Annotated in this window: 18 protein-coding genes; 9 read left to right on the forward strand and 9 right to left on the reverse strand. The window is 71.8% G+C overall.

Annotated elements, in window-relative coordinates:
• Positions 1 to 106 precede the first annotated feature (106 nt).
• Both ACFRU2_RS15230 and ACFRU2_RS15235 read right to left on the reverse strand, forming a co-directional pair.
• Positions 107 to 2,812 carry a protein kinase gene (locus ACFRU2_RS15230; RefSeq protein WP_382972100.1) on the reverse strand — a complete coding sequence of 902 codons (2,706 nt, stop codon included), beginning with the start codon at positions 2,810 to 2,812 and terminating at the stop codon, positions 107 to 109.
• Positions 2,813 to 3,018: 206 nt separating this feature from the next.
• A complete protein-coding gene (locus ACFRU2_RS15235; protein ID WP_382972102.1) occupies positions 3,019 to 4,737 on the reverse strand; it encodes a glycerol-3-phosphate dehydrogenase/oxidase in 1,719 nt (572 codons plus the stop codon).
• Positions 4,738 to 5,094: 357 nt separating this feature from the next.
• Between ACFRU2_RS15235 and ACFRU2_RS15240 the strand changes: the two genes are divergently transcribed.
• From ACFRU2_RS15240 to ACFRU2_RS15250, 3 genes are all read left to right on the forward strand, one after another.
• Positions 5,095 to 6,324: a nucleotide sugar dehydrogenase gene (locus ACFRU2_RS15240; RefSeq protein ID WP_250744114.1), complete on the forward strand. Its 1,230-nt coding sequence runs from the start codon at positions 5,095 to 5,097 to the stop codon at positions 6,322 to 6,324.
• A 149-nt stretch (positions 6,325 to 6,473) separates the two neighbouring features.
• Positions 6,474 to 7,004, forward strand: coding sequence for a hypothetical protein (locus tag ACFRU2_RS15245; protein WP_382972104.1), 531 nt, complete (start codon positions 6,474 to 6,476; stop codon positions 7,002 to 7,004).
• A 173-nt stretch (positions 7,005 to 7,177) separates the two neighbouring features.
• Entirely contained in the window at positions 7,178 to 7,456 is a 279-nt protein-coding gene (locus ACFRU2_RS15250; protein ID WP_382972106.1) for a hypothetical protein, read from the forward strand.
• A gap of 84 nt (positions 7,457 to 7,540) precedes the next feature.
• Here the strand turns inward: ACFRU2_RS15250 and ACFRU2_RS15255 are convergent, their stop codons facing one another.
• The 4 genes from ACFRU2_RS15255 to ACFRU2_RS15270 all read right to left on the reverse strand — a co-directional run bounded on the left by ACFRU2_RS15255 (position 7,541) and on the right by ACFRU2_RS15270 (position 12,065).
• On the reverse strand, positions 7,541 to 8,665 hold the full coding sequence (locus ACFRU2_RS15255; RefSeq protein WP_243333436.1) for a GuaB3 family IMP dehydrogenase-related protein: 1,125 nt from the start codon (positions 8,663 to 8,665) through the stop codon (positions 7,541 to 7,543).
• Positions 8,666 to 8,821: 156 nt separating this feature from the next.
• Complete coding sequence (gene guaB / locus ACFRU2_RS15260) at positions 8,822 to 10,327, reverse strand: IMP dehydrogenase (RefSeq protein ID WP_382972108.1); 1,506 nt, start codon at positions 10,325 to 10,327, stop codon at positions 8,822 to 8,824.
• A gap of 125 nt (positions 10,328 to 10,452) precedes the next feature.
• Positions 10,453 to 11,091, reverse strand: a complete 639-nt coding sequence (locus tag ACFRU2_RS15265; protein ID WP_382972110.1) for a sigma-70 family RNA polymerase sigma factor — start codon at positions 11,089 to 11,091, stop codon at positions 10,453 to 10,455.
• Positions 11,092 to 11,453: 362 nt separating this feature from the next.
• Entirely contained in the window at positions 11,454 to 12,065 is a 612-nt protein-coding gene (locus ACFRU2_RS15270) for a response regulator transcription factor (protein WP_003948568.1), read from the reverse strand.
• Between the two features lie 379 nt (positions 12,066 to 12,444).
• Between ACFRU2_RS15270 and ACFRU2_RS15275 the strand changes: the two genes are divergently transcribed.
• Positions 12,445 to 12,780 carry a WhiB family transcriptional regulator gene (locus ACFRU2_RS15275; protein WP_250744119.1) on the forward strand — a complete coding sequence of 112 codons (336 nt, stop codon included), beginning with the start codon at positions 12,445 to 12,447 and terminating at the stop codon, positions 12,778 to 12,780.
• 136 nt (positions 12,781 to 12,916) lie between these two features.
• Here the strand turns inward: ACFRU2_RS15275 and ACFRU2_RS15280 are convergent, their stop codons facing one another.
• Positions 12,917 to 13,816: a LysR family transcriptional regulator gene (locus ACFRU2_RS15280; protein WP_250744120.1), complete on the reverse strand. Its 900-nt coding sequence runs from the start codon at positions 13,814 to 13,816 to the stop codon at positions 12,917 to 12,919.
• Positions 13,817 to 13,896: 80 nt separating this feature from the next.
• On the opposite strand from ACFRU2_RS15280, the gene ACFRU2_RS15285 reads away from it, so the two are divergent.
• The 3 genes from ACFRU2_RS15285 (at position 13,897) to ACFRU2_RS15295 (ending at position 16,173) form a co-directional block, all read left to right on the forward strand.
• Complete coding sequence (locus ACFRU2_RS15285) at positions 13,897 to 14,574, forward strand: MOSC domain-containing protein (RefSeq protein WP_274549118.1); 678 nt, start codon at positions 13,897 to 13,899, stop codon at positions 14,572 to 14,574.
• Positions 14,575 to 14,583: 9 nt separating this feature from the next.
• Entirely contained in the window at positions 14,584 to 15,357 is a 774-nt protein-coding gene (locus ACFRU2_RS15290) for an SDR family NAD(P)-dependent oxidoreductase (RefSeq protein WP_382972112.1), read from the forward strand.
• A gap of 117 nt (positions 15,358 to 15,474) precedes the next feature.
• A complete protein-coding gene (locus ACFRU2_RS15295) occupies positions 15,475 to 16,173 on the forward strand; it encodes an ester cyclase (protein WP_382972114.1) in 699 nt (232 codons plus the stop codon).
• A 105-nt stretch (positions 16,174 to 16,278) separates the two neighbouring features.
• On the opposite strand, the gene groL is transcribed toward ACFRU2_RS15295, so the two are convergent.
• Positions 16,279 to 17,910 carry a chaperonin GroEL gene (gene groL, locus ACFRU2_RS15300; protein ID WP_250744124.1) on the reverse strand — a complete coding sequence of 544 codons (1,632 nt, stop codon included), beginning with the start codon at positions 17,908 to 17,910 and terminating at the stop codon, positions 16,279 to 16,281.
• Between the two features lie 136 nt (positions 17,911 to 18,046).
• Positions 18,047 to 18,355 (reverse strand): co-chaperone GroES, encoded by a 309-nt coding sequence (gene groES, locus ACFRU2_RS15305; protein WP_008739621.1) that lies wholly within the window; start codon positions 18,353 to 18,355, stop codon positions 18,047 to 18,049.
• Positions 18,356 to 19,247: 892 nt separating this feature from the next.
• On the opposite strand from groES, the gene ACFRU2_RS15310 reads away from it, so the two are divergent.
• Together ACFRU2_RS15310 and ACFRU2_RS15315 are read left to right on the forward strand one after the other, a co-directional pair.
• Positions 19,248 to 19,934, forward strand: a complete 687-nt coding sequence (locus ACFRU2_RS15310; protein ID WP_382972117.1) for a response regulator transcription factor — start codon at positions 19,248 to 19,250, stop codon at positions 19,932 to 19,934.
• Complete coding sequence (locus ACFRU2_RS15315; RefSeq protein WP_382972119.1) at positions 19,927 to 21,327, forward strand: sensor histidine kinase; 1,401 nt, start codon at positions 19,927 to 19,929, stop codon at positions 21,325 to 21,327. Before ACFRU2_RS15310 ends, ACFRU2_RS15315 begins: the two co-directional genes overlap by 8 nt.
• The last annotated feature ends 7 nt before the right edge of the window (positions 21,328 to 21,334 follow it).

Genomic DNA, 21,334 nt, shown 5'->3' on the forward strand with positions numbered 1-21,334 from the left:
CGAGAGCTGCGGACCCGTCCCCCAGGCCCCGCTGACACGATACGACGCCCAGGGCGCCCGCGTCCCGGCCCTGGCGAGGCTGACCCGAGCTCGCGCGGAACCCGTGTCAGCCCAGCGGCTGGAACGTGTCGAACGCCGTGGTGCGCAGCTGCGTGCACTCCTGCGCGTCCCACTGGTCGGCGAGGCAGGTGATCATGATGGCGTAGCCGTGCTTCGCGTCCATCCTGAACCCGCGGTCGAGCACCCGGACCCGCGAACCCTTCTGGTCCCGCTCGAACTCCCAGTCCGCGACGGTGGGGTACCCGCGGTACTCGACCTTCTCGAGGCGCAGCAGCTTGTAGTTGCTGCTGCTGCCCGCCACGCTCGGCGCCAGTTCCGCCCAGGCGGCTCGGGCGTCGTCCTTCGGCGAATCGTTGAAGTCGATCTGGACGCGCGGGAAACCGCCGTCGCGGCTGTATATGACGCCGTTGTTCTTGCCTATCACGCCGGTCTGCTTGAAGCCGTCGGGCAGGCCCATCGCGAAGTGGAACCCGGGGTCGTTGACCTGGCCGTACCCGGGCGGGAGCCCGGGCGGGAGCCCGGGCAGGGCGCCGCCGGGCGTGGCGCCCTGGCCCTGGCCGGGGTTGGTGCCCGAACCTCGCGACTGGCCCGGGTCCGGAGACGCGGCCCCTCCGCCGGGCACCCCGCCGGTCTTCGGCGAGGGGGAGGGCGAGGGCGAGGCCGGGGGCGGGGTCGAGGAACCGGTCGAGGGGCTCGACGCGGCGCTGGCCTTGCTGCCGCCCTTGCCGTCCTTCGGGGCACCGCCCTTCTCGTCGTCGCCGCTGAAGGCGTACGCGACGATCGAGCCGATGACGGCGAGCGCCATGACCACACCGGCGATCGCGAGCGCGATGGTGCGGCGCGGCACGACATCGGTGAGCGGGGCGGCGACGGGCGCCGGGCGCGGCGACGGGGACTCGGCCGCGGTCACGGCCGTTGCCGTGGCGGCGGCCGCGGCGGCGCTGGCGGCCGCCGCCTTGCGGGCCGACTTCAGCGCCGCGCGGGCGCGCTCGCGCTGCTCGCGCTCACGGCGCTCACGTTCCTTCTTCTCCGCCTTCTCCGCGACCTTGGCCGCCTTGTCGGCGGCCGCCTTCTCGGCGGCCTCCCGGGCCTCGGTGAGCGATATCTGCCGGGTCTCCTCGGCTTCCGGGACCGCTACGGGGGCCGGCGGCTCGGGGGCGTCGATCACGGCGGTGAGCAGCGCCCGCGCGCGGTCGTCGTCGAGCCGGTGGGCGGGGTCCTTGACGAGGAGGCCGTAGATGACCTCGGTCAGCGGGCCGGCGTTCTTGGGCGGTTCGACGGGCTCGGTCATCACCGCGGTGAGCGTCGCGAGGGCGGACCCCTTGTCGTACGGGGGGACCCCTTCGACGGCGGCGTACAGCAGGCCGCCGAGCGACCACATGTCCGCCGGGGGGCCGGGGCGCTGGCCGCGGGCCCGCTCGGGCGAGATGTACGAGGGCGCGCCGACGAGCATGCCGGTGGAGGTGACGGAGGGGTCGCCCTCGACCTGGGCGATACCGAAGTCGGTGAGGACCACGCGGCCGTTGCCCCGGTCGGCGAGGAGCACGTTGGAGGGCTTCACGTCCCGGTGCAGGATGCCCTGGCGGTGGGCGGCACGGAGCACGTCGAGCACGGCGAGGCCGACTTCCGCGGCGCGGCGGGGGGTCAGCGGGCCGCTCTCGCGGATGAACTCCGCGAGCGAGGGGCCCTCGATGAGCTCCATGACGATCCACGGCCGGCCGTCTTCGTCGACGACGTCGTAGACGGTCACCGCGCCGCCGCTGCGGATCCGGGCGATGGCCTTCGCCTCGCGCAGGGTGCGGGTGATCAGGCGGCGCTTCTCGTCCTCGTCGACGCCGCTGCCGAAGCGGAGTTCCTTGACGGCGACGGTGCGGCCGAGGGTCTCGTCCTCGGCGCGCCAGACGGTGCCCATGCCGCCCTTGCCGAGCACGTCCCCGAGCCGGTACCGGCCCGCGAGCAGCCGGCCCTCGTCGTGGGCACCCTCTCCCGCCTTGGCCGCGGCGGCCTTGACGGCGGCGGCCACCTCGTCGGCCTTGCTCACCGCAACGGGCTTGGCGTCCGCAGCCTCGGCAGCCTTCACACCCTCGGCCGCGGCCGTCCCCCGAACAGGCTTCGCATCCTCGGGCTCGACAGGCTTCGTACCCGCGGCCTCGGCCTTCCGCAGAACCGGCTTCGCGTCCTCGGGCTCAACCGGCTTCGCACCCGCGGCCTCGGCCTTCCGCAGAACCGGCTTCGCGTCCTCGGGCTCAACCGGCTTCGCACCCGCGGGCTCGGCCTTCCGCAGGACGGGCTTCGCACGCACGGCCGCAGCCGGCTTCGCGTCCTCAGGCTCGACACCCGACACCGCAGGCTTCGCACCCACGGCCGCGCCAGGCTTCGCATCCTCGGGCTCGACGCCCGCACCCGCAGGCTTCGTGTCCACGGCCTCGGCCGGCTTCGCGTCCTCCGGCTCGGACTTCGCGCCAACAGGCTTCGCGTCCGCGGGCTCAGCACCACGGGCAGCCTTCGCCGCAGCCGGCTTCCGCAGCTCCGCCGCGGCAGCGCCGGGCTTCGCGTCCTCCGGTTCGGCCGCCCCGGTGGCTTCGGGGGCGGCCGGGGGCACGGCGGCCGCAGCGGCCTTCGCGGCCCCCGTGGTGGCGGTCTTCGCGGCCGGCTTCGCGCCCGGCTTCGCCGCCGCAGCGCGCTTCGCGGCTCCCGCCGCGGGCGGCTCCGCGGGAGACTTCGGCTCCGTCGGGGGTGCAGCCGGAGGCACCGGCGATCCCGTCCCGACAGACGGATCCGACGACTCGGTGTGCTCCGGCTTCGACATGCGTCCCCTCTGCGTTCGTGCCGCCTGCTCCGGTTGCCCTGGCAGCGGCCGGGGTGCCCGGTAACCCACCCCGGCAGAACCCTCATTGTCCCTTACTCCGCAACGGACGGGAGCCCCGGGTCCGCGGTTCCGCCCGCGAAGTGACGGAGTTACAACGGGACGATGTCCGGCGCCCCCAGCCTCGCCGCATCCGCCGTCTGATCGTCCGGCTGACGCTGCGACTCCCGCTCCGCCTGCACCCTCTTCTCGTAGTGTTCCACTTCCTTCTCGATCTGCTGCTCGTCCCAGCCCAGGACCGGAGCCATCAACTCCGCACACTCGCGCGCCGATCGCGTCCCCCGGTCGAAGGTTTCGATCGAGATCCGCGTCCGCCGGGTCAGCACGTCGTCCAGGTGCCGCGCTCCCTCGTGCGAGGCCGCGTAGACCACCTCGGCGCGGAGGTAGTCGTCGGCGCCCGTCAGCGGATCCCCGAGCGAGGGGTCTTCCTCGATCAGCGTCAGCAGTTCCTCCGTCAGCGAGCCGTACCGGTTCAAGAGGTGCTCCACCCGCACCACATGGAGCCCCGTCCGCGCGGCGATCCGCGCCCGGGCGTTCCACAGGGCCCGGTACCCCTCGGCCCCGACCAGCGGCACGTCCTCCGTCACGCACGGCGCGACCCGCTGGTCGAGGCCGTGCACCGCCTCGTCCACCGCGTCCTTGGCCATCACCCGGTACGTCGTGTACTTGCCGCCGGCGACCACGACCAGCCCCGGCACCGGGTGCGCCACCGTGTGCTCGCGCGAGAGCTTGCTCGTCGCGTCCGACTCCCCGGCCAGCAGCGGCCGCAGGCCGGCGTAGACCCCCTGGACGTCGTCCCGGGTGAGCGGGACCGCCAGCACCGAGTTCACGTGCTCCAGCAGGTAGTCGATGTCCGCGCTCGACGCCGCCGGGTGCGCCTTGTCCAGGTCCCAGTCGGTGTCCGTGGTGCCCACGATCCAGTGCCGGCCCCACGGGATGACGAAGAGCACCGACTTCTCGGTCCGCAGGATCAGCCCGGTCGAGGAGTGGATCCGGTCCTTGGGAACGACGAGGTGGATGCCCTTCGAGGCCCGTACGTGGAACTGGCCGCGCTCTCCGATCAGCGCCTGGGTGTCGTCCGTCCACACCCCCGTGGCGTTCACGATCTGCTTCGCCCGGATCTCGTACTCGCCGCCGCCCTCCACGTCCTGAACCCGCGCGCCGACCACCCGCTCGCCCTCCCGCAGGAAGCCGATGACCCTCGCCCGGTTGGCGCACTGCGCTCCGTAGGCGGCGGCCGTCCGGACCAGGGTCGCCACGTACCGCGCATCGTCCATCTGGGCGTCGTAGTACTGCAGGGCGCCCACCAGCGCGTCCTTGCGCAGCGCCGGTGCGATCCGCAGGGCGCGCTTGCGCGAGAGGTGGCGGTGCGTAGGCAGCCCGCGTCCGTGGCCGCTGGAGAGCGACATGGCGTCGTACAGCGCGACGCCCGAACCGGCGTACCACCGCTCCCACCCCTTGTGCTGCAACGGGTAGAGGAACGGCACCGGCTTCACCAGGTGCGGGGCGAGCCGCCCCAGCAGCAGGCCGCGCTCCTTGAGCGCCTCCCGCACGAGGGCGAAGTCGAGCATCTCCAGGTATCTGAGCCCGCCGTGGATGAGCTTGCTGGAACGGCTGGACGTGCCCGAAGCCCAGTCCCTCGCCTCCACCAGCCCGGTCGCCAGGCCCCTGGTCACGGCGTCGAGGGCGGTACCGGCGCCCACCACACCGGCCCCGACCACCAGCACGTCCAGCTCCCGCTCGGCCATTCCGGCGAGCGCCTCGGCCCGCTGCACGGGCCCCAGCGAGGCCCGCCCACCGCCTCCCCCCATCCCCGCACCCATGCCCATGCCGGTGCCCGTTCCCGACCCCGTACCTGCCGCTGCGCCCGTCCCTGTCCCAGTCCTCACGGCTGCCTGCCTCCCGTTGACGCGGGTCGCCCCGTCCGCCCTGTGCGGTCATCCCACCCGTTGTGGGTGATCCCGCTCACATCGCCCGTTCATGATTCTCACCGGCCGCACCCACATCAGCCACCGGCTGTGGATAACACGGCGGCGATCAAGACCTCTGAATACGACATATCTGTCATATATACGCCTAGTCTGACATTGCGCCAGCTTTCCTCCTCCACAGGACTTGCGCGCTCCGCCCCCTCATGCATGTCAGGGAAGGGAAGGGACGGCACCCCCATGCCCGCAGATCTCGCCGTCATCGGACTCGGCCATCTCGGCCTCCCGCTCGCCCAGGCAGCCGTGGCCGCCGGGATCGAGACGGTCGGCTACGACAGCGGTCCGGCTACGGACTCCACCCTCACCGCCGCAGAGATCCGCCGCATGTCGGCGGCCGGCTTCCGGGTCACCACCAACCCCGTCGAACTCGGCCGGGTCCGCACGGCCGTCATCTGCGCCCCCACCCAGCTCGGCGCCGACCGCGCGCTCGACCTCTCCGCGGTCGGCGAGGCGGGCCGCACGCTCGCCGCCCGGCTGCGCCCGCACACCACCGTCATCCTCGAATCGGCGGCCCATCCCGGCGTCACCGAGGACTACCTGCGCCCGATCCTCGAATCGGGCTCCCGCCTGCGCGCCGGCCGGGACTTCCACCTGGCCTACTCCCCCAGCCGCCTCGACCCGGGCAACCGCACGCACGGCATCTCCAACACCCCCAAGGTCATCGGCGGCCTCACCCCCGCCTGCACCGAGTCCGCGCACGCCTTCTACGCCCGCCTCACCGAGAAGGTGGTCCGCGCCCGCGGCCTGCGCGAGGCCGAGACGGTCCAGCTGCTGGAAACCAACTACCGGCACGTCAACATCGCCCTCATGAACGAGATGGCCGTGCTCTGCCACGACCTCGGCGTGGACCTGTGGGACGTCATCCGGTGCGCCGAGACCAAGCCGTACGGGTTCCAGGCCTTCCGCCCCGGCCCGGGAGTCGGCGGCCACGGCGTCCCCCTGGACCCCAACTACCTCCCCCACACCACCCGCACCCCGGGTCACCCTCTCCGCATGGTCGGCCTGGCGCAGGAGATCAACGACCGGATGCCGCAGTACGTCATCCAGCGCAGCGCCACCCTGCTCAACGAGCACGGCAAGTCCGCGCGCGGCGCCCGCGTCCTGCTCCTGGGCGTCACCTACAAGCCGGACCTCGCCGACCAGGAGGGCTCCCCGGCGCGCGAGATCGCCAGCCGGCTCCTCGACCTCGGTGCGCTGATCAGCTACCACGACCCGTACATCGCCGGTTGGCGCGTCAGGGACCAGCCCGTCCCCCGTGCCGAATCGTTGTACGAGGCCGCCGCCAACGCCGATCTGACGATCCTGCTCCAGCACCACCGCACCTACGACCTACAAGGCCTGGCAGTGAAGGCCCAGTTGCTCCTGGACACCCGCGGCGCCAGCCCGGCGGGCGCCGCACACCGCCTCTAGCCCACACCCCGCACGCAAACCCTGCCCACCCGAAACCCCTCCACGGATGTCACAGGCTGCTGCTAGCCTGCGGCGACTTATCTCGCGCATACACCCCCACGTCAGCCGTGCGGGCCCCGTGTGCCCAAATCCCTGGGGGGGATTTCTCCATGAGCCAGCAGTTCCAGCCGCCCGCGCCCGAAGCCGGCACGCCCGCACCCGAAGCCGCCGCCACCCCGGCCCCCTACCCGGGCCCGTCCGGCGCCGACTTCCTCCAGGCCCAGGCCCCGGCCCCGGCGCGCCCCGCCAACGTGGGCCTCGGGATCGGCGCGGCCGTGGGCGTCGCCCTGGTCACCGCCGCCGTCTACGGCGCGATCATCGGCCTGACCGGGTACCAGGTCGGCTTCGCGGCCGTCGGCGTCGGCGCCGCCGTCGGTTTCGCCGCCGGCAAGCTCGGCGGGTCCAACCCCCTCCTGCCGGTGCTCAGCGCGCTGCTCTCGCTGGCCGCCGTCTTCGCGGGCCAGATCTTCGGCATCGCCATGATCGGTGCGGACGAGCACGGCGTGAGCACCCTCGACGTGCTCAACCTCGGGACCTCCCTGCTCGTCGACGTCTGGACGGAGACGTCGGGCCCGATGACGTACCTGTTCCTCGGCCTCGGCGGCTACACCGCCTTCCAGTCGGCCCGCAAGGCCGCCTGACCCCGCCCGACCCCTCGTTCCACACGGCCCGGCCCCGGACTCCGCACAGGACTCCGGGGCCGTCCCCGTCCCCGGGAGCGGACCCGGCCGCCGCGGCTCCGAGCAGGCGGGCCCATGATCACCCGCAGCCGGAAACCTGTCTTCCGCAAGGCCCCCGGCCCTATGATCCGCGCGTGTCCCCGAACCTCCCGAACACCCCGGACCTCCCCACCGCCTCGCACCCCCCGGACCGCGAGCCCGCCGCCTGGTTCACCGTCCTGCTGTGGGTGCTCGGCCTCCCCGGGATGCTCACCCTCGTGGGGGTGGTCCTGGTCGGCACGGCCCTGGGCGACCGGCACGGCCAGCTCTCCCGGGACGACGCGTACTCCCTGGTGCCCTGGCTGCTCGTCGCCGCGGCTTTCCTCGTCCCGTGGTCCATCTGTGTGAACCGCCGGACCAAGGGCAAGAACTGACCGGTGTCCCACCCCACTCACCGAACGCCCGAGGCCCGGCTCCCCCGAAGGGGAGCCGGGCCTCGGAAGGTGCGGTGACGGGCCTCAGCGGCTGTGCTGGGAGTCCGCGATGGTGACCTCGACCCGCTGGAACTCCTTGAGCTCGCTGTAGCCGGTGGTGGCCATCGAGCGGCGCAGCGCGCCGAAGATGTTCATCGAGCCGTCCGGGGAGTGCGACGGACCGGTGAGGATCTCCTCGGTGGTGCCGACCGTGCCGAGGTCGACCTTCTTGCCGCGCGGCACGTCCTCGTGGACGGCCTCCATGCCCCAGTGGTTGCCCTTGCCGGGCGCGTCGGTGGCACGGGCCAGCGGGGAGCCCATCATCACGGCGTCGGCGCCGCAGGCGACGGCCTTGGGGATGTCGCCGGACCAGCCCACGCCGCCGTCGGCGATGACGTGCACGTAGCGGCCGCCGGACTCGTCCATGTAGTCGCGGCGGGCCGCGGCCACGTCGGCGACGGCGGTGGCCATCGGGACCTGGATGCCCAGCACGTTGCGCGTGGTGTGCGCGGCGCCGCCGCCAAAGCCGACCAGGACACCGGCAGCGCCGGTGCGCATCAGGTGCAGGGCCGCGGTGTAGGTGGCGCAGCCGCCCACGATGACCGGGACGTCGAGCTCGTAGATGAACTGCTTGAGGTTCAGCGGCTCGGCGGCGCCGGAGACGTGCTCCGCCGACACGGTGGTGCCGCGGATCACGAAGATGTCCACGCCCGCGTCGACGACGGCCTTGGAGAACTCGGCCGTGCGCTGCGGGGAGAGCGCGGCGGCGGTGACGACGCCCGAGTCGCGCACCTCCTTGATCCGCTGCCGGATCAGGTCCGCCTGGATCGGAGCGGAGTAGATCTCCTGGAGACGACGGGTGGCGGACTCCTCGTCCAGCTCCGCGATCTCGTCGAGCAGCGGCTGCGGGTCCTCGTACCGGGTCCACAGGCCTTCGAGGTTCAGCACGCCGAGGCCGCCGAGCTCGCCGATGCGGATGGCGGTCTGCGGGGAGACGACCGAGTCCATGGGGGCGGCCAGGAACGGGAGCTCGAAGCGGTAGGCGTCGATCTGCCAGGCGATCGAGACCTCCTTCGGGTCCCGGGTACGGCGGCTGGGGACGATGGCGATGTCATCGAACGCGTACGCCCGGCGGCCGCGCTTGCCGCGCCCGATCTCGATCTCAGTCACGTGTGGTGGCCTTTCCTGTGGGTCTGCCCGTCCAGTATCCCCGAACCCCGGCGCGCCGCGTTCCGGTGACCGCTGTACGGACGCACGCACCGGGCACGCCGGAGGGGCGGACCCGTGCGGGCCCGCCCCTCCGGTGCTGCTGAGCAACCGCCCCGATCAGCCCTTGCGGCTGTAGTTCGGCGCCTCGACCGTCATCTGGATGTCGTGCGGGTGGCTCTCCTTGAGGCCGGCCGAGGTGATCCGGACGAACCGGCCCCGGTCCTGGAGCTCCGGCACCGTGCGGCCGCCGACGTAGAACATCGACTGGCGCAGACCGCCGACGAGCTGGTGCACGACCGCGGAGAGCGGGCCGCGGTACGGGACCTGGCCCTCGATGCCCTCGGGGATGAGCTTGTCGTCGCCGCCCACGCCCTCCTGGAAGTAGCGGTCCTTGGAGAAGGACTTGCGGTCGCCGCGGGACTGCATCGCGCCGAGCGAGCCCATGCCGCGGTACGACTTGAACTGCTTGCCGTTGATGAAGAGCAGCTCGCCCGGGGACTCCTCGCAGCCCGCGAGCAGCGAGCCGAGCATCACCGTGTCGGCGCCCGCGACCAGGGCCTTCGCGATGTCGCCGGAGTACTGCAGGCCGCCGTCGCCGATGACCGGCACACCGGCCGCCTTGGCGGCGAGCGAGGCCTCGTAGATCGCGGTGACCTGCGGGACGCCGATGCCGGCGACCACACGGGTGGTGCAGATGGAGCCGGGGCCGACGCCGACCTTGATGCCGTCGCAGCCGGCGTCGATGAGGGCCTGGGCGCCGTCGCGGGTGGCGATGTTGCCGCCGATGACGTCGACCGTCGAGTTCGACTTGATCTTGGAGACCATGTCGCCGACGAGACGGGAGTGGCCGTGGGCGGTGTCGACGACGATGAAGTCGGCGCCCGCCTCGATCAGGGCCTGGGCCCGCTCGTACGCGTCGCCCGCGACACCGACGGCGGCGCCGACGAGCAGCCGGCCGTCCTTGTCCTTGGCGGCGTTCGGGTACTTCTCGGCCTTGACGAAGTCCTTGACCGTGATGAGGCCCTTGAGGAGACCGGCCTCGTCGACGAGCGGCAGCTTCTCGATCTTGTGGCGGCGCAGCAGCTCCATGGCGTCGACGCCGGAGATGCCCACCTTGCCCGTGACCAGCGGCATCGGGGTCATGACCTCGCGCACCTGGCGGCTGCGGTCCGACTCGAAGGCCATGTCGCGGTTGGTGACGATGCCGAGCAGCTTGCCCGCCGGGTCGGTGACCGGGACGCCGGAGATGCGGAACTTGGCGCAGAGCTCGTCGGCCTCGCGCAGGGTCGCGTCGGGGTGCACCGTGATCGGGTCGGTGACCATGCCGGACTCGGAGCGCTTGACGAGGTCGACCTGGTTGGCCTGGTCGGCGATGGAGAGGTTGCGGTGCAGGACGCCGACGCCGCCCTGGCGGGCCATCGCGATGGCCATCCGGGACTCGGTGACCTTGTCCATGGCGGCGGAGAGCAGCGGGACGTTCACCCGGACGTTGCGGGAGATGAGCGAGGACGTGTCGATCGCGTCCGGGGACATGTCCGACGACCCCGGAAGCAGCAGCACATCGTCATACGTGAGGCCGAGTGTGGCGAATTTGTCGGGCACTCCGTCGGCGTTCACAGTCATGACACCTTCCAAGATGGTCTTGCTCAGCGCGGATGTCCATGCTAACGGGATCCCGACGCGTCTCATTCCACGACGAAGATCGATGCCAAGGTTCGTATCTTCCTACGGGAAAAACCCCGTACGGCCTACTGCTCGGCGAGCGCACGGAGCCGGCTCAGCGCCCGGTGCTGGGCGACGCGCACCGCCCCGGGGGACATTCCGAGCATCTGCCCGGTCTCTTCGGCGGTCAGCCCGACGGCCACGCGCAGGACGAGGAGCTCGCGCTGGTTCTCCGGAAGGTTGGCGAGCAGCTTCTTGGCCCAGGCGGCGTCACTGCTCAGCAGTGCGCGCTCCTCCGGACCCAGGGAGTCGTCGGGCCGTTCCGGCATCTCGTCCGAGGGCACGGCCGTACTGCCCGGATGGCGCATGGCGGCACGCTGGAGATCGGCGACCTTGTGCGCGGCGATGGCGAAGACGAAGGCCTCGAAGGGGCGCCCGGTGTCGCGGTAGCGCGGCAGGGCCATCAGGACGGCGACGCAGACCTCCTGCGCCAGGTCCTCCACGAAGTGGCGAGCGTCACCCGGAAGTCGCGACAGGCGGGAGCGGCAGTAGCGGATGGCGAGGGGGTGCACGAAGGCGAGCAGATCGTGGGTGGCCTGCTCGTCGCCTTCCACCGCACGGCGTACGAGCGCGCTGACGGTACTGTCGCCGCTGTTTCGGGAGGCGCCGCTGCCGCCTGTGGTCGCGGGTGACCCCGGGGCTGGGCCTTCGCGGTCTTCACGCATCAATCCATGGTGCCTTGGCGCCGGAGTATTCGCGGCACTGCGGCCCGTGTTGTGCGTCGAAGCGTTATGCGTCGACGGGTTGTGCGGGGTGGGTGCACCGGAACTCATGCTCTGGCCCCTCCCCTCCCGCTCGGCCGAATCGTCCCCGCGGCGACATCTCCAGGATGCGCCACACCCTCAAGCATGCGGCATCGCGCCCGAAGCGACACGTCCCCCGGATTGTGCACCGTCAATCCCCGGTGCGCACCAGGGTGCGGCGGATCGGACAGCGGGAGATTCCGGAGGGCTGCCGGGACCGCGGGAACCGGGCGGGCCGGCCCGCCCGCGGCACCGCCGGCCGGTGAGGGCCGGCGGTCGCGCGGTCAGCGGACCAGGCCCCAGCGGAACCCGAGCGCCACGGCGTGCGCCCGGTCGGACGCACCCAGCTTCTTGAACAGCCGGCGGGCGTGCGTCTTGACCGTGTCCTCGGAGAGGAAGAGCTCGCGCCCGATCTCCGCATTGGACCGGCCGTGACTCATGCCCTCCAGCACCTGGATCTCGCGCGCGGTGAGCGTGGGCGCGGCGCCCATCTCGGCCGAGCGGAGCCGGCGCGGGGCCAGCCTCCAGGTCGGGTCGGCGAGGGCCTGGGTGACCGTGGCCCGCAGTTCGGCGCGCGAGGCGTCCTTGTGCAGGTAGCCCCGGGCGCCGGCGGCGACCGCGAGGGCCACGCCGTCCAGGTCCTCGGCGACCGTCAGCATGATGATGCGGGCGCCGGGGTCGGCCGAGAGCAGCCGGCGAACCGTCTCCACACCGCCGAGCCCGGGCATCCGGACATCCATCAGAATCAGGTCGGAGCGGTCGGCACCCCAGCGGCGGAGGACTTCCTCGCCGTTGGCAGCCGTCGTCACTCGCTCGACGCCGGGCACGGTGGCAACCGCGCGACGGAGCGCCTCTCGGGCAAGCGGGGAGTCGTCGCAGACGAGGACGGATGTCATGACCGCCCTCCGCAGCTGCTGATGCGCGTCACCTTGAGCCTCCAGGCTGGTACGTATCGTCACCTGTGCGGTCGATGCTCCCGGACACATGTCCGAGAACTTCTTGGTTCAACCGCCTTCGCACTCTCAACGATGGTCACTCGAAAGAGTTACGGGTCGGACGGACACCTTCGGCACTCTACGTGAGGAAGCGAACACAAGGCAGGAGCCACTCGCCGCGTGTCCTCCAGATGACGGTATGCCCTATTTGGCGGCTTTCCTTCCGTTTGGCGCATGTCTGAGGCTAGATTCCCAATGAGTCATATTTACATCTACTACGACAGTAGGTGTGGAGACATGGACCGTATCCGCCTCAGTACCGGCACCAAGAGGACTACCAATGGCAGATTTCTCCCGCCTCCCCGGACCGAACGCCGACCTCTGGGACTGGCAGCTGCTGGCTGCCTGCCGCGGAGTCGACAGCTCCCTCTTCTTCCACCCGGAAGGTGAGCGGGGCGCGGCCAGGAGTGCGCGCGAGACCTCGGCTAAAGAGGTCTGCATGCGATGCCCGGTGCGTTCTGAATGCGCCGCGCACGCACTCGCCGTCCGCGAGCCCTACGGGGTGTGGGGCGGCCTCACCGAGGACGAACGCGAAGAACTGATGGGCCGCGCACGCCATCGCCTGATCCCGGCAACGACCGCGATCGGACCGAGCACGCCGATCGCTCCGCACTGAGCGGGCTTCCCACGAAACGACCGAAGGAACGTTTCCTCGATTGCCCGGACCGGCTGCCACCCGACCGGCCGTACCGCCGTACGGTCCTTCGGGTGGCGTCCGTCCGGTGCGGATGCTCCGGTGCCAGACCGGGCCGTCAGCGCCGGGCGGCCCGCTCCAGCTGGGTCAGGGTCGCGGCCACCGCCGGGACCCGCGCCAGGTCGGGCAGGGTCAGCGCGACGACCTCCCGCTCGACGGCCGGTTCCACGGCGAGGGTGCTCACGCCCTTGGCCCGTACGGACTCCACCGCGAGCTCCGGCAGCACCGCGACCCCGAGCCCGGCCCCGACCAGGCCGACCACGGCCGGGTAGTCGTCGGTGGCGAAGTCGATGCGCGGGGTGAAACCGGCGGCCTCGCACACCTCCACCAGATGGCGGCGGCAGCGCGGACAGCCCGCGATCCAGGGCTCGTCGGCCAGCTCCGCCATGCCCACCCGCTCCGCCCCCGCCAGCCGGTGCCCCTCGGGAACCAGTCCGACGAGCCGGTCGGTCAGCAGCGGCCGGACCACGAGGTCCTCCCACTCGGCCGCCGACCCGGAAGCGCCGCCGTAGCGGAAGGCCAGCGCGAGATCGCAGTCCCCCTCGCGCAGCATCTCCACCGAACGCGGCGGCTCCGCCTCGACCAGCGAGATCCGGGTCCCGGGATGCTCCGCGCGCATCGCCGCGAGCGCGGTCGGCACCAGCGTGGAACTGCCGCTGGGGAAGGAGACCAGCCGGACCCGGCCGGCGCGCAGCCCCGCGATGGCCGCGACCTCCTCCTCGGCGGCCGTCAGCCCGGCGAGGATCCCGGCGGCATGCCGGACCAGCGCCTCACCGGCCTGGGTGAGGCGCATTTCGCGCCCGGTGCGGATCAGCAGCGGGGTGCCGGCAGACTGCTCCAGCGCCTTCATCTGCTGGGAGACGGCCGGCTGGGTGCAGCCGAGCTCGCGGGCGGCGGCGGAGAAGGACCCGGTTCCGGCGACAGCGCGCAGAACTCGGAGATGGCGTGCCTCGATCACCCTTCGAGCATAAGGGGTGCTTTGACATGGGCGCGCATAATCCCCGGCCGCCTTTGAGGTGATTCCGCTAGCGTGGGGCCATGCATCTGATCTCCGTGAACCTCGGCCGCGCGACGGCCGTCGACTACACCGACGCCCCGGACGGGCTGACCGGTCACGGCAAGATCCCCGCGCCGGGCCCCGTACGGGTCTTCGCGCCGGGCCCCAAGGGCATCGGTGCGAGCGGGGTCGAAGGGGACGACGTCTGCCACCTGCGCCATCACGGCGGGGACCACCAGGCCGTGTACGCGTACGCCCGCGAGGACCTGGAGTGGTGGGAGCGCGAGCTCGGCCGCGAGCTGCCCGGCGGGATCTTCGGCGAGAACTTCACCACCTCCGGCCTCGACGTGAACGGCGCACTGCTCGGCGAGCGCTGGCGGGTCGGCCCCGACCTGCTCCTGGAGGTGGCCTCGGCCCGCATCCCGTGCCGGACCTTCCAGGGGATGCTCGGCGAGAAGGCCTGGGTGAAGCGGTTCACGCAGGAAGCCCGGCCGGGCGCCTACCTGCGGGTCCTCCAGGAGGGCTCGGTCTCCCCCGGCGACACCATCGAGGTCGTGCACCGCCCGGACCACGAGGTGACGGTGGAGTTCTGGTTCCGCGCCTTCACCACCGAGCGGGAGCTGCTGCCGCGCACGCTGGCGGCGGGCGACGCCCTGGAGCCGGAGGCTCGGGACAAGGCGCTGGCCCACGTGGAGAAGTACGGGAAGCAGGGCGACTAGGTTGCGCCTATGACGACTGCGTTGATTACGGGATCCACGGCGGGCATCGGCGCCGCCTTCGCCCGGCGGCTCGCCGCCGAGGGCCACAACCTCGTCCTGGTGGCCCGGGACACCAAGCGGCTCGGCGAGCAGGCCACCGAGCTGCACGACCGGCACGGGATCGAGGCAGAGGTGCTGGCCGCCGACCTCTCCACCGAGGACGGCATCGCGGCCGTCGAGGAACGCCTCGCCGACCGCAAGCACCCGGTGGACCTGCTGGTGAACAACGCGGGCTTCGGCAACAAGGGCCGCTACCTCGAAGTCTCCATGGCCGACGAGCTGACCATGCTGAAGGTCCACATCGAGGCGGTGCTGCGGCTGACCTCGGCGGCCGTGGAGCCGATGCGCTCGCGCGGGCGCGGCGGCGTGATCAACGTGGCCTCGGTGGCCGCCTTCCTGCCGCGCGGCACCTACGGGGCGAGCAAGGCCTGGGTCGTGCAGTTCACCCAGGGCGCGGCCAAGGACCTGTCCGGCTCGGGCGTACGGCTGATGGCGCTGTGCCCGGGCTTCGTGCGCACCGAGTTCCACGAGCGGGCCGGCATGGGCACGGACAACATCCCCGGCTGGATGTGGCTCGACGCCGACAAGCTGGTGGGGGCGGCGCTGGCCGATCTGGCGCGGGGCAAGACGGTGTCGATCCCGGACCCGCGGTACAAGGCGCTGATGGGCCTGGTGAAGGTGGCCCCGCGGGGGCTGCTCGGCGGAGTGTCCTCGCGCACCGGGCGCAAGTACGGGCCCCAGTAGCCGGACCGCCGGTGGCGACCTGGTGGCCTGGTGGCCTGGCGGCCTGTGGGTAAACGCGGCATATGGGTGAAATCTCCCTAGACTGGATGTGTCCCATCCAGCGCGGGAGGCGACGCGATGACATTCGTACAAGTGATCGACTACGAGACCAAGCGCTTCGACGAGATGAACAGTCTCATCGACCGCTATGCCGAGCAGACCGCCGGCAAGCGCACGGTCACCCACACCCTCATCGGCAGGGACCGCGACTCCAAGACCCACTACGTGGACCTGGTCGAATTCCCCTCGTACGAAGAGGCCATGAAGAACTCTCAGCTCCCGGAAACCGACCGGATGTTCCAGGAGATGGTGGCGCTCTGCGACGGAATGCCGAAGTTCATGAACCTCGACGTGGTCCGCGACGAGTACCTCAACAAGCTCGTCGTGAACCGCTTCCTCGAGGAGGTCGTGGGCAAGGGCAACTTCGACGCCGTCGAAGACTGCATCGCGGCCGACTACGTCACCCACGACATCATGGAGAGCGCCGGCCAGGGCAACGGCCGCGAGGGCATCCGCAAGACCGTCGGCATGTGGCGGGGCGCCTTCGACATGACCTTCGACATGACGCGCCAGATGGCCGAAGGCGACTGCGTCACCACCCTGTGGGACTGGAAGGGCACCCACAAGGGCGAGTTCATGGGGGTCGCGCCGACCGGCAAGGAATTCACCATGTCGGGCTGTACGACCTGCCGGATCGAGGACGGCCAGATCGCCGAGGACTGGTGGTACTACGACGCCCCGGGCCTGATGCGCCAGATGGGCATGATGCCCGGCTGACGCTCCACCCGGAGTCGGCGGCACACGGGAAAGCCCCGGTCACCACCGCTTGGCAGCGGTGACCGGGGCTTTCCTGTGCTTACTGCTTACTGCTTACTGACGAGGTCAGTGGCTGTGGCCGTGGCCACCGTGGCCGTGACCGGCGTCGCCCTCGTCGTCGGCCGGCTTCTCGACGACCAGGGTCTCGGTCGTGAGCAGCAGGGACGCGATGGAAGCGGCGTTCTCCAGCGCGGAGCGGGTGACCTTGACCGGGTCGATGACGCCGGCCTTGACCAGGTCGCCGTACTCGCCGGTGGCGGCGTTGAAGCCCTGGCCCTTCTCGAGCTCGGCGACCTTCGAGGTGATGACGTAGCCCTCGAGGCCGGCGTTCTCGGCGATCCAGCGCAGCGGCTCGACGGCGGCGCGGCGCACGACCGCGACACCGGTGGCCTCGTCGCCCGACAGGCCGAGGTTGCCCTCGAGCACCTTCACGGCGTGGACGAGAGCGGAGCCACCGCCGGAGACGATGCCCTCCTCGACCGCGGCGCGGGTCGCCGAGATGGCGTCCTCGAGACGGTGCTTCTTCTCCTTGAGCTCCACCTCGGTGGCGGCGCCGACCTTGATGACGCAGACGCCGCCGGCGAGCTTCGCCAGGCGCTCCTGCAGCTTCTCGCGGTCCCAGTCCGAGTCGGTGGACTCGATCTCGGCCTTGATCTGGTTGACGCGGCCGAGGACCTCGTCGGAAGAGCCGCCACCGTCGACGATGGTGGTGCTGTCCTTGGAGATCGTGACGCGGCGGGCGGAGCCCAGTACGTCCAGACCGGCCTGGTCGAGCTTGAGGCCGACCTCCTCGGCGATGACGGTGGCACCGGTGAGGGTGGCCATGTCCTGGAGCATCGCCTTGCGGCGGTCACCGAAGCCGGGCGCCTTGACGGCGACGGCGTTGAAGGTGCCACGGATCTTGTTGACGACGAGGGTGGAGAGCGCCTCGCCCTCGACGTCCTCGGCGATGATCAGGAGCGGCTTGGAGGCGCCGGCCTGGATGACCTTCTCGAGCAGCGGCAGGAGGTCCTGGATGGAGGAGATCTTGCCCTGGTTGATCAGGATGTACGGGTCATCGAGGATGGCCTCCATACGCTCCTGGTCGGAGACCATGTACGGGGACAGGTAGCCCTTGTCGAAGGCCATGCCCTCGGTGAACTCGAGCTCCAGGCCGAAGGCGTTGGACTCCTCGACGGTGATGACACCGTCCTTGCCGACCTTGTCCATCGCCTCGGCGATGAGGTCACCGACCTGCTGGTCCTGCGCGGAGAGCGCGGCCACGGCGGCGATGTCGGACTTGTCCTCGATCGGACGGGCGGTCGCGAGGAGCTCGTCGGAGACGGCCTTGACCGCGGCGTCGATGCCCTTCTTCAGGGCGGCCGGGGAAGCACCCGCGGCAACGTTGCGCAGACCCTCGCGGACCAGCGCCTGCGCCAGGACGGTGGCGGTGGTGGTGCCGTCACCCGCGACGTCGTTGGTCTTGGTCGCGACCTCCTTGACGAGCTGCGCGCCAAGGTTCTCGTACGGGTCGTCGAGCTCGACCTCACGCGCGATGGTGACACCGTCGTTCGTGATGGTGGGAGCGCCGAACTTCTTGTCGATGACGACGTTGCGGCCCTTGGGACCGATCGTCACCTTCACGGTGTCGGCAAGCTTGTTGACGCCACGCTCAAGGGCGCGACGGGCGTCCTCGTCAAACTTGAGAATCTTCGGCATGGGAGCGGTTCAGCCCTCTCGTTGCTATCCCCGGCCGCTCACCGCGACCGCCTGTCAGACACGAACTACGCCCCTCGCCGCCCGGCATCAGCAGGGGTGACCAGGGGCGTAGCTCAAAGCAAAACTGGAGAAGTGATTACTTCTCGACGATCGCGAGCACGTCGCGGGCCGAGAGGACGAGGTACTCCTCGCCGTTGTACTTCACCTCGGTGCCGCCGTACTTCGAGTACAGGACGACGTCGCCGACGGTGACGTCCAGCGGGAGACGCTGGCCGTCCTCGAAGCGACCCGGGCCCACCGCGAGGACGACGCCCTCCTGGGGCTTCTCCTTCGCGGTGTCCGGGATGACCAGGCCAGAGGCCGTGGTCTGCTCGGCGTCGAGCGGCTGGACCACAATGCGGTCCTCGAGCGGCTTGATGGCAACCTTGGAGCTGGTGGTCGTCACGATCTGACCTTCCGCTTCGGAGATCCGGAGTTAACTGTCTGGGTGGCGACCTTGTCGATCCGTCGTCGCGGGTGCCGGATCCACTGTCGCAGGGTTGGCACTCACCGGGGGCGAGTGCCAGACGCGAGACTATTCCGGGGATTAGCACTCGGTCAAGCGGAGTGCCAATACGCGCCGCTGGTTTCGCGGCCGGGGGCGCCTCGCGCGCGGCGCCGTTGCGCCTCAAACGCCGGCGGGGCTGGGGTTGGCCTGGTGTCGGGTGGGCTGCGGCGGGTGGGTCGGTGCCGGGGCCGGGGTGGGGTGTTGGCCTGGACTGCATGATTTAGGCGCCCCCTGCTCTACTCCGACAGGGCGCGGCATGTTCTCGCGCCACAAATCACGCTCTACGTCCAGGCCAACACCCCACCCCGTCCCCGTCCCCGACCCTCGCCGCAGCCCTCCGACCCCGGCCGGGCGACGATCCGGCGCAGCCATTTCAGCCGTCCGGCGTTTGAGGACCGGGGTCGGAAAATCCAGCCTCGCCGGTGTTTGAGGACCGGGGTCGGAAAATCCAGCCTCGCCGGCGTTTGAGGCGCGGGGTCTGGGGCGGAGCCCCAGGGGGGGGCCGGGCGCAGCCCGGTAGCCCTCCCGGCCGGGGGCATCCCCAGCCCCGCCGGCGTTTGAGGCGCGGGTCCGAGCAGCGCCCGGGGAACGGTGGAAGGGCGGGTAGGGGACTTCGCCCCGCAGGGCCCAGCCGGCCGCACCCGCCCACCGGGCCCGGGGCGGCAGCCCCGCTCGGCCACCGTCGGACGGAGGGCGGCGCAGCGGCGCGAAGCCGGGGAGGCCCGCCAGGGGCGAGCCGCGCGAGTGGCGCGTCAAGAAGGTGCGGCGCCCGGTATGTGAGGCTTGGGGGATGCGGATCCTGGTCGTCGAAGACGAAGTCAGCCTCGCCGATTCACTGCGGCGCGGCCTCTCCGCCGACGGCCACTGGGTCGATCTCGCCCACGACGGCCACCGCGGCCTGGACCTGGCCCTCACCGGAGGCCCGTACGACGTGGTGCTCCTCGACCTGATGCTCCCGGGCCTCTCGGGCTACGAGATCTGCACCCGGATGCGGTCCCACGGCGTCGCCACCCCCGTGCTGATGCTGACCGCCAAGGACGGCGAGTACGACGAGGCCGAGGGGCTGGACTCGGGCGCGGACGACTACCTGACGAAACCGTTCTCCTTCGTCGTCCTCGCCGCCCGCCTCCGCGCACTCACCCGCCGCACGGCCACCGCCGCCGCCCGCCCCGCCGTCCTCCAGGCCGGCGACCTCGTGCTCGACGCCCAGGGCCGCCGCTGCCGCCGGGGCACGCACGAGATCGAGCTGACCGCCCGCGAGCTCGGCGTCCTGGGCTGCCTGATGGAGCAGCCCGGCCGGGCCGTCGCCAAGCAGGACATCCTCGACGAGGTCTGGGACGGCCCGCACGGCATCGACCCGAACATCGTCGAGGTCTACGTCTCCTCGCTCCGCCGGAAGATCGACGCCCCCTTCGGCCGCCGCTCGATCCTCACCGTGCACGGCACCGGCTACCGGATGGCCCCGGACGGTGGCTGAGCCGGGACGGGGGCCGCGTCGGCCCCGCCGCCTCGGGAGCCTCCGCGCACGCGCCGCCGCGGCCGCCGCCCTCGCGATGGCCGCCGTCCTGGCCGCCGGCGGGCTGTGGCTCTACACCCTGTTGCGCGCCAACCTCATCGAGAACACCACCGGCCGCACCGAGCTCGCCGCCCGCAAGGTGGCCGCCCAGTACGACACCGGGAGCCTCCCGGCCGCCGGCCGGCTGCCCGCGCCCGAGGACGGGGTCGACCTGGTCCTCGTACGGAACGCCGCCGGGACGGTCGTGGCCACCAGCGGGGACCTGAAGGACACTCCCGAGGTCACGGAGTTGCGCCCCGCGCCCGGCGAGGACATGCGGTCGGGCGTCCTGCCGCCCGCGCGCCCCGGCGCGCAGCGGCGCGTGGTGGTCGCCGTGGACGCGCCCGGCCCGCCGGGGGCGCACGACGCGCACACCGTCTACGCCGCGACCGTGCTCGGCGACGTGGACGACGCCAACCGGGCCGTCGCGGTCGGGTTGCTGGCCGGTGCGCCTCCGCTGATCGTCTTCGCGGCGGCCCTGGCCTGGTGGGTGACGGGCCATGCGCTGCGCCCGGTCACCGCGATCCGCACCGGGCTGGCGGCGGTCACCGGGAGCGAGCTGGACCGGCGGGTCCCGGACCCGGGCGGCGCCGACGAGATCGCGCGGCTGGCCCGGACGGTCAACGAGACGCTCGACCGGCTGGAGCGCAGCGACGCCCGCCAGCGGCAGTTCACCGCCGATGCCTCGCACGAGCTGCGCAACCCCCTCGCGGCCGTCCGGTCCCGGCTGGAGGTGGCGCTGCGGGACCCCGACCGGGAGTCGGTGGCCGCCGCGCTGGCCGATACCGAGCGGCTGCAGGGCATCGCGGCCGATCTGCTCCTGCTGGCCCGGCTGGACGGCGGGCCCGCGCCGCGCACCGAGCCGGTGGACCTCGCGCTGCTGGCCGCCGAGGACGCGGCGCGGCGCCCGGAGCCCCGGGCCCGGCTACGGCTGGACGCGCGGGCTCCCGTACCGGCCGCCGGGGATCCGGCGCGGCTGGAGCGGGCGCTGGCCAATCTGGTGGACAACGCCCTGCGGTACGCCCGTACCGGGGTCGTGGTCCGGGCCTCGACCGAGGACGGCTGGGCGCTGCTGGAGGTCACGGACGACGGGCCGGGCATCCCGGAGGCCGACCGGGACCGGGTCTTCGAGCGGTTCGTGCGGCTGGACGCGGACCGGAGCCGGGCCGGCGGCGGCACCGGCCTGGGGCTGGCCATCGCCCGGGAGATCGCCCGGGCGCACGGCGGCGAGGTCAGCGCGCTCCCCGCACCCGCCGGCGGCGCCCGCCTGGTGCTGCGCCTGCCCGGCTCGGCCACGCGCCGCTCCCGCCCCTGAAGGCATC

It is taken from the genome of Streptomyces sp. NPDC056883, from assembly GCF_042788835.1.
GTDB classification, from domain to species: Bacteria; Actinomycetota; Actinomycetes; order Streptomycetales; family Streptomycetaceae; genus Streptomyces; species Streptomyces stoeckheimensis.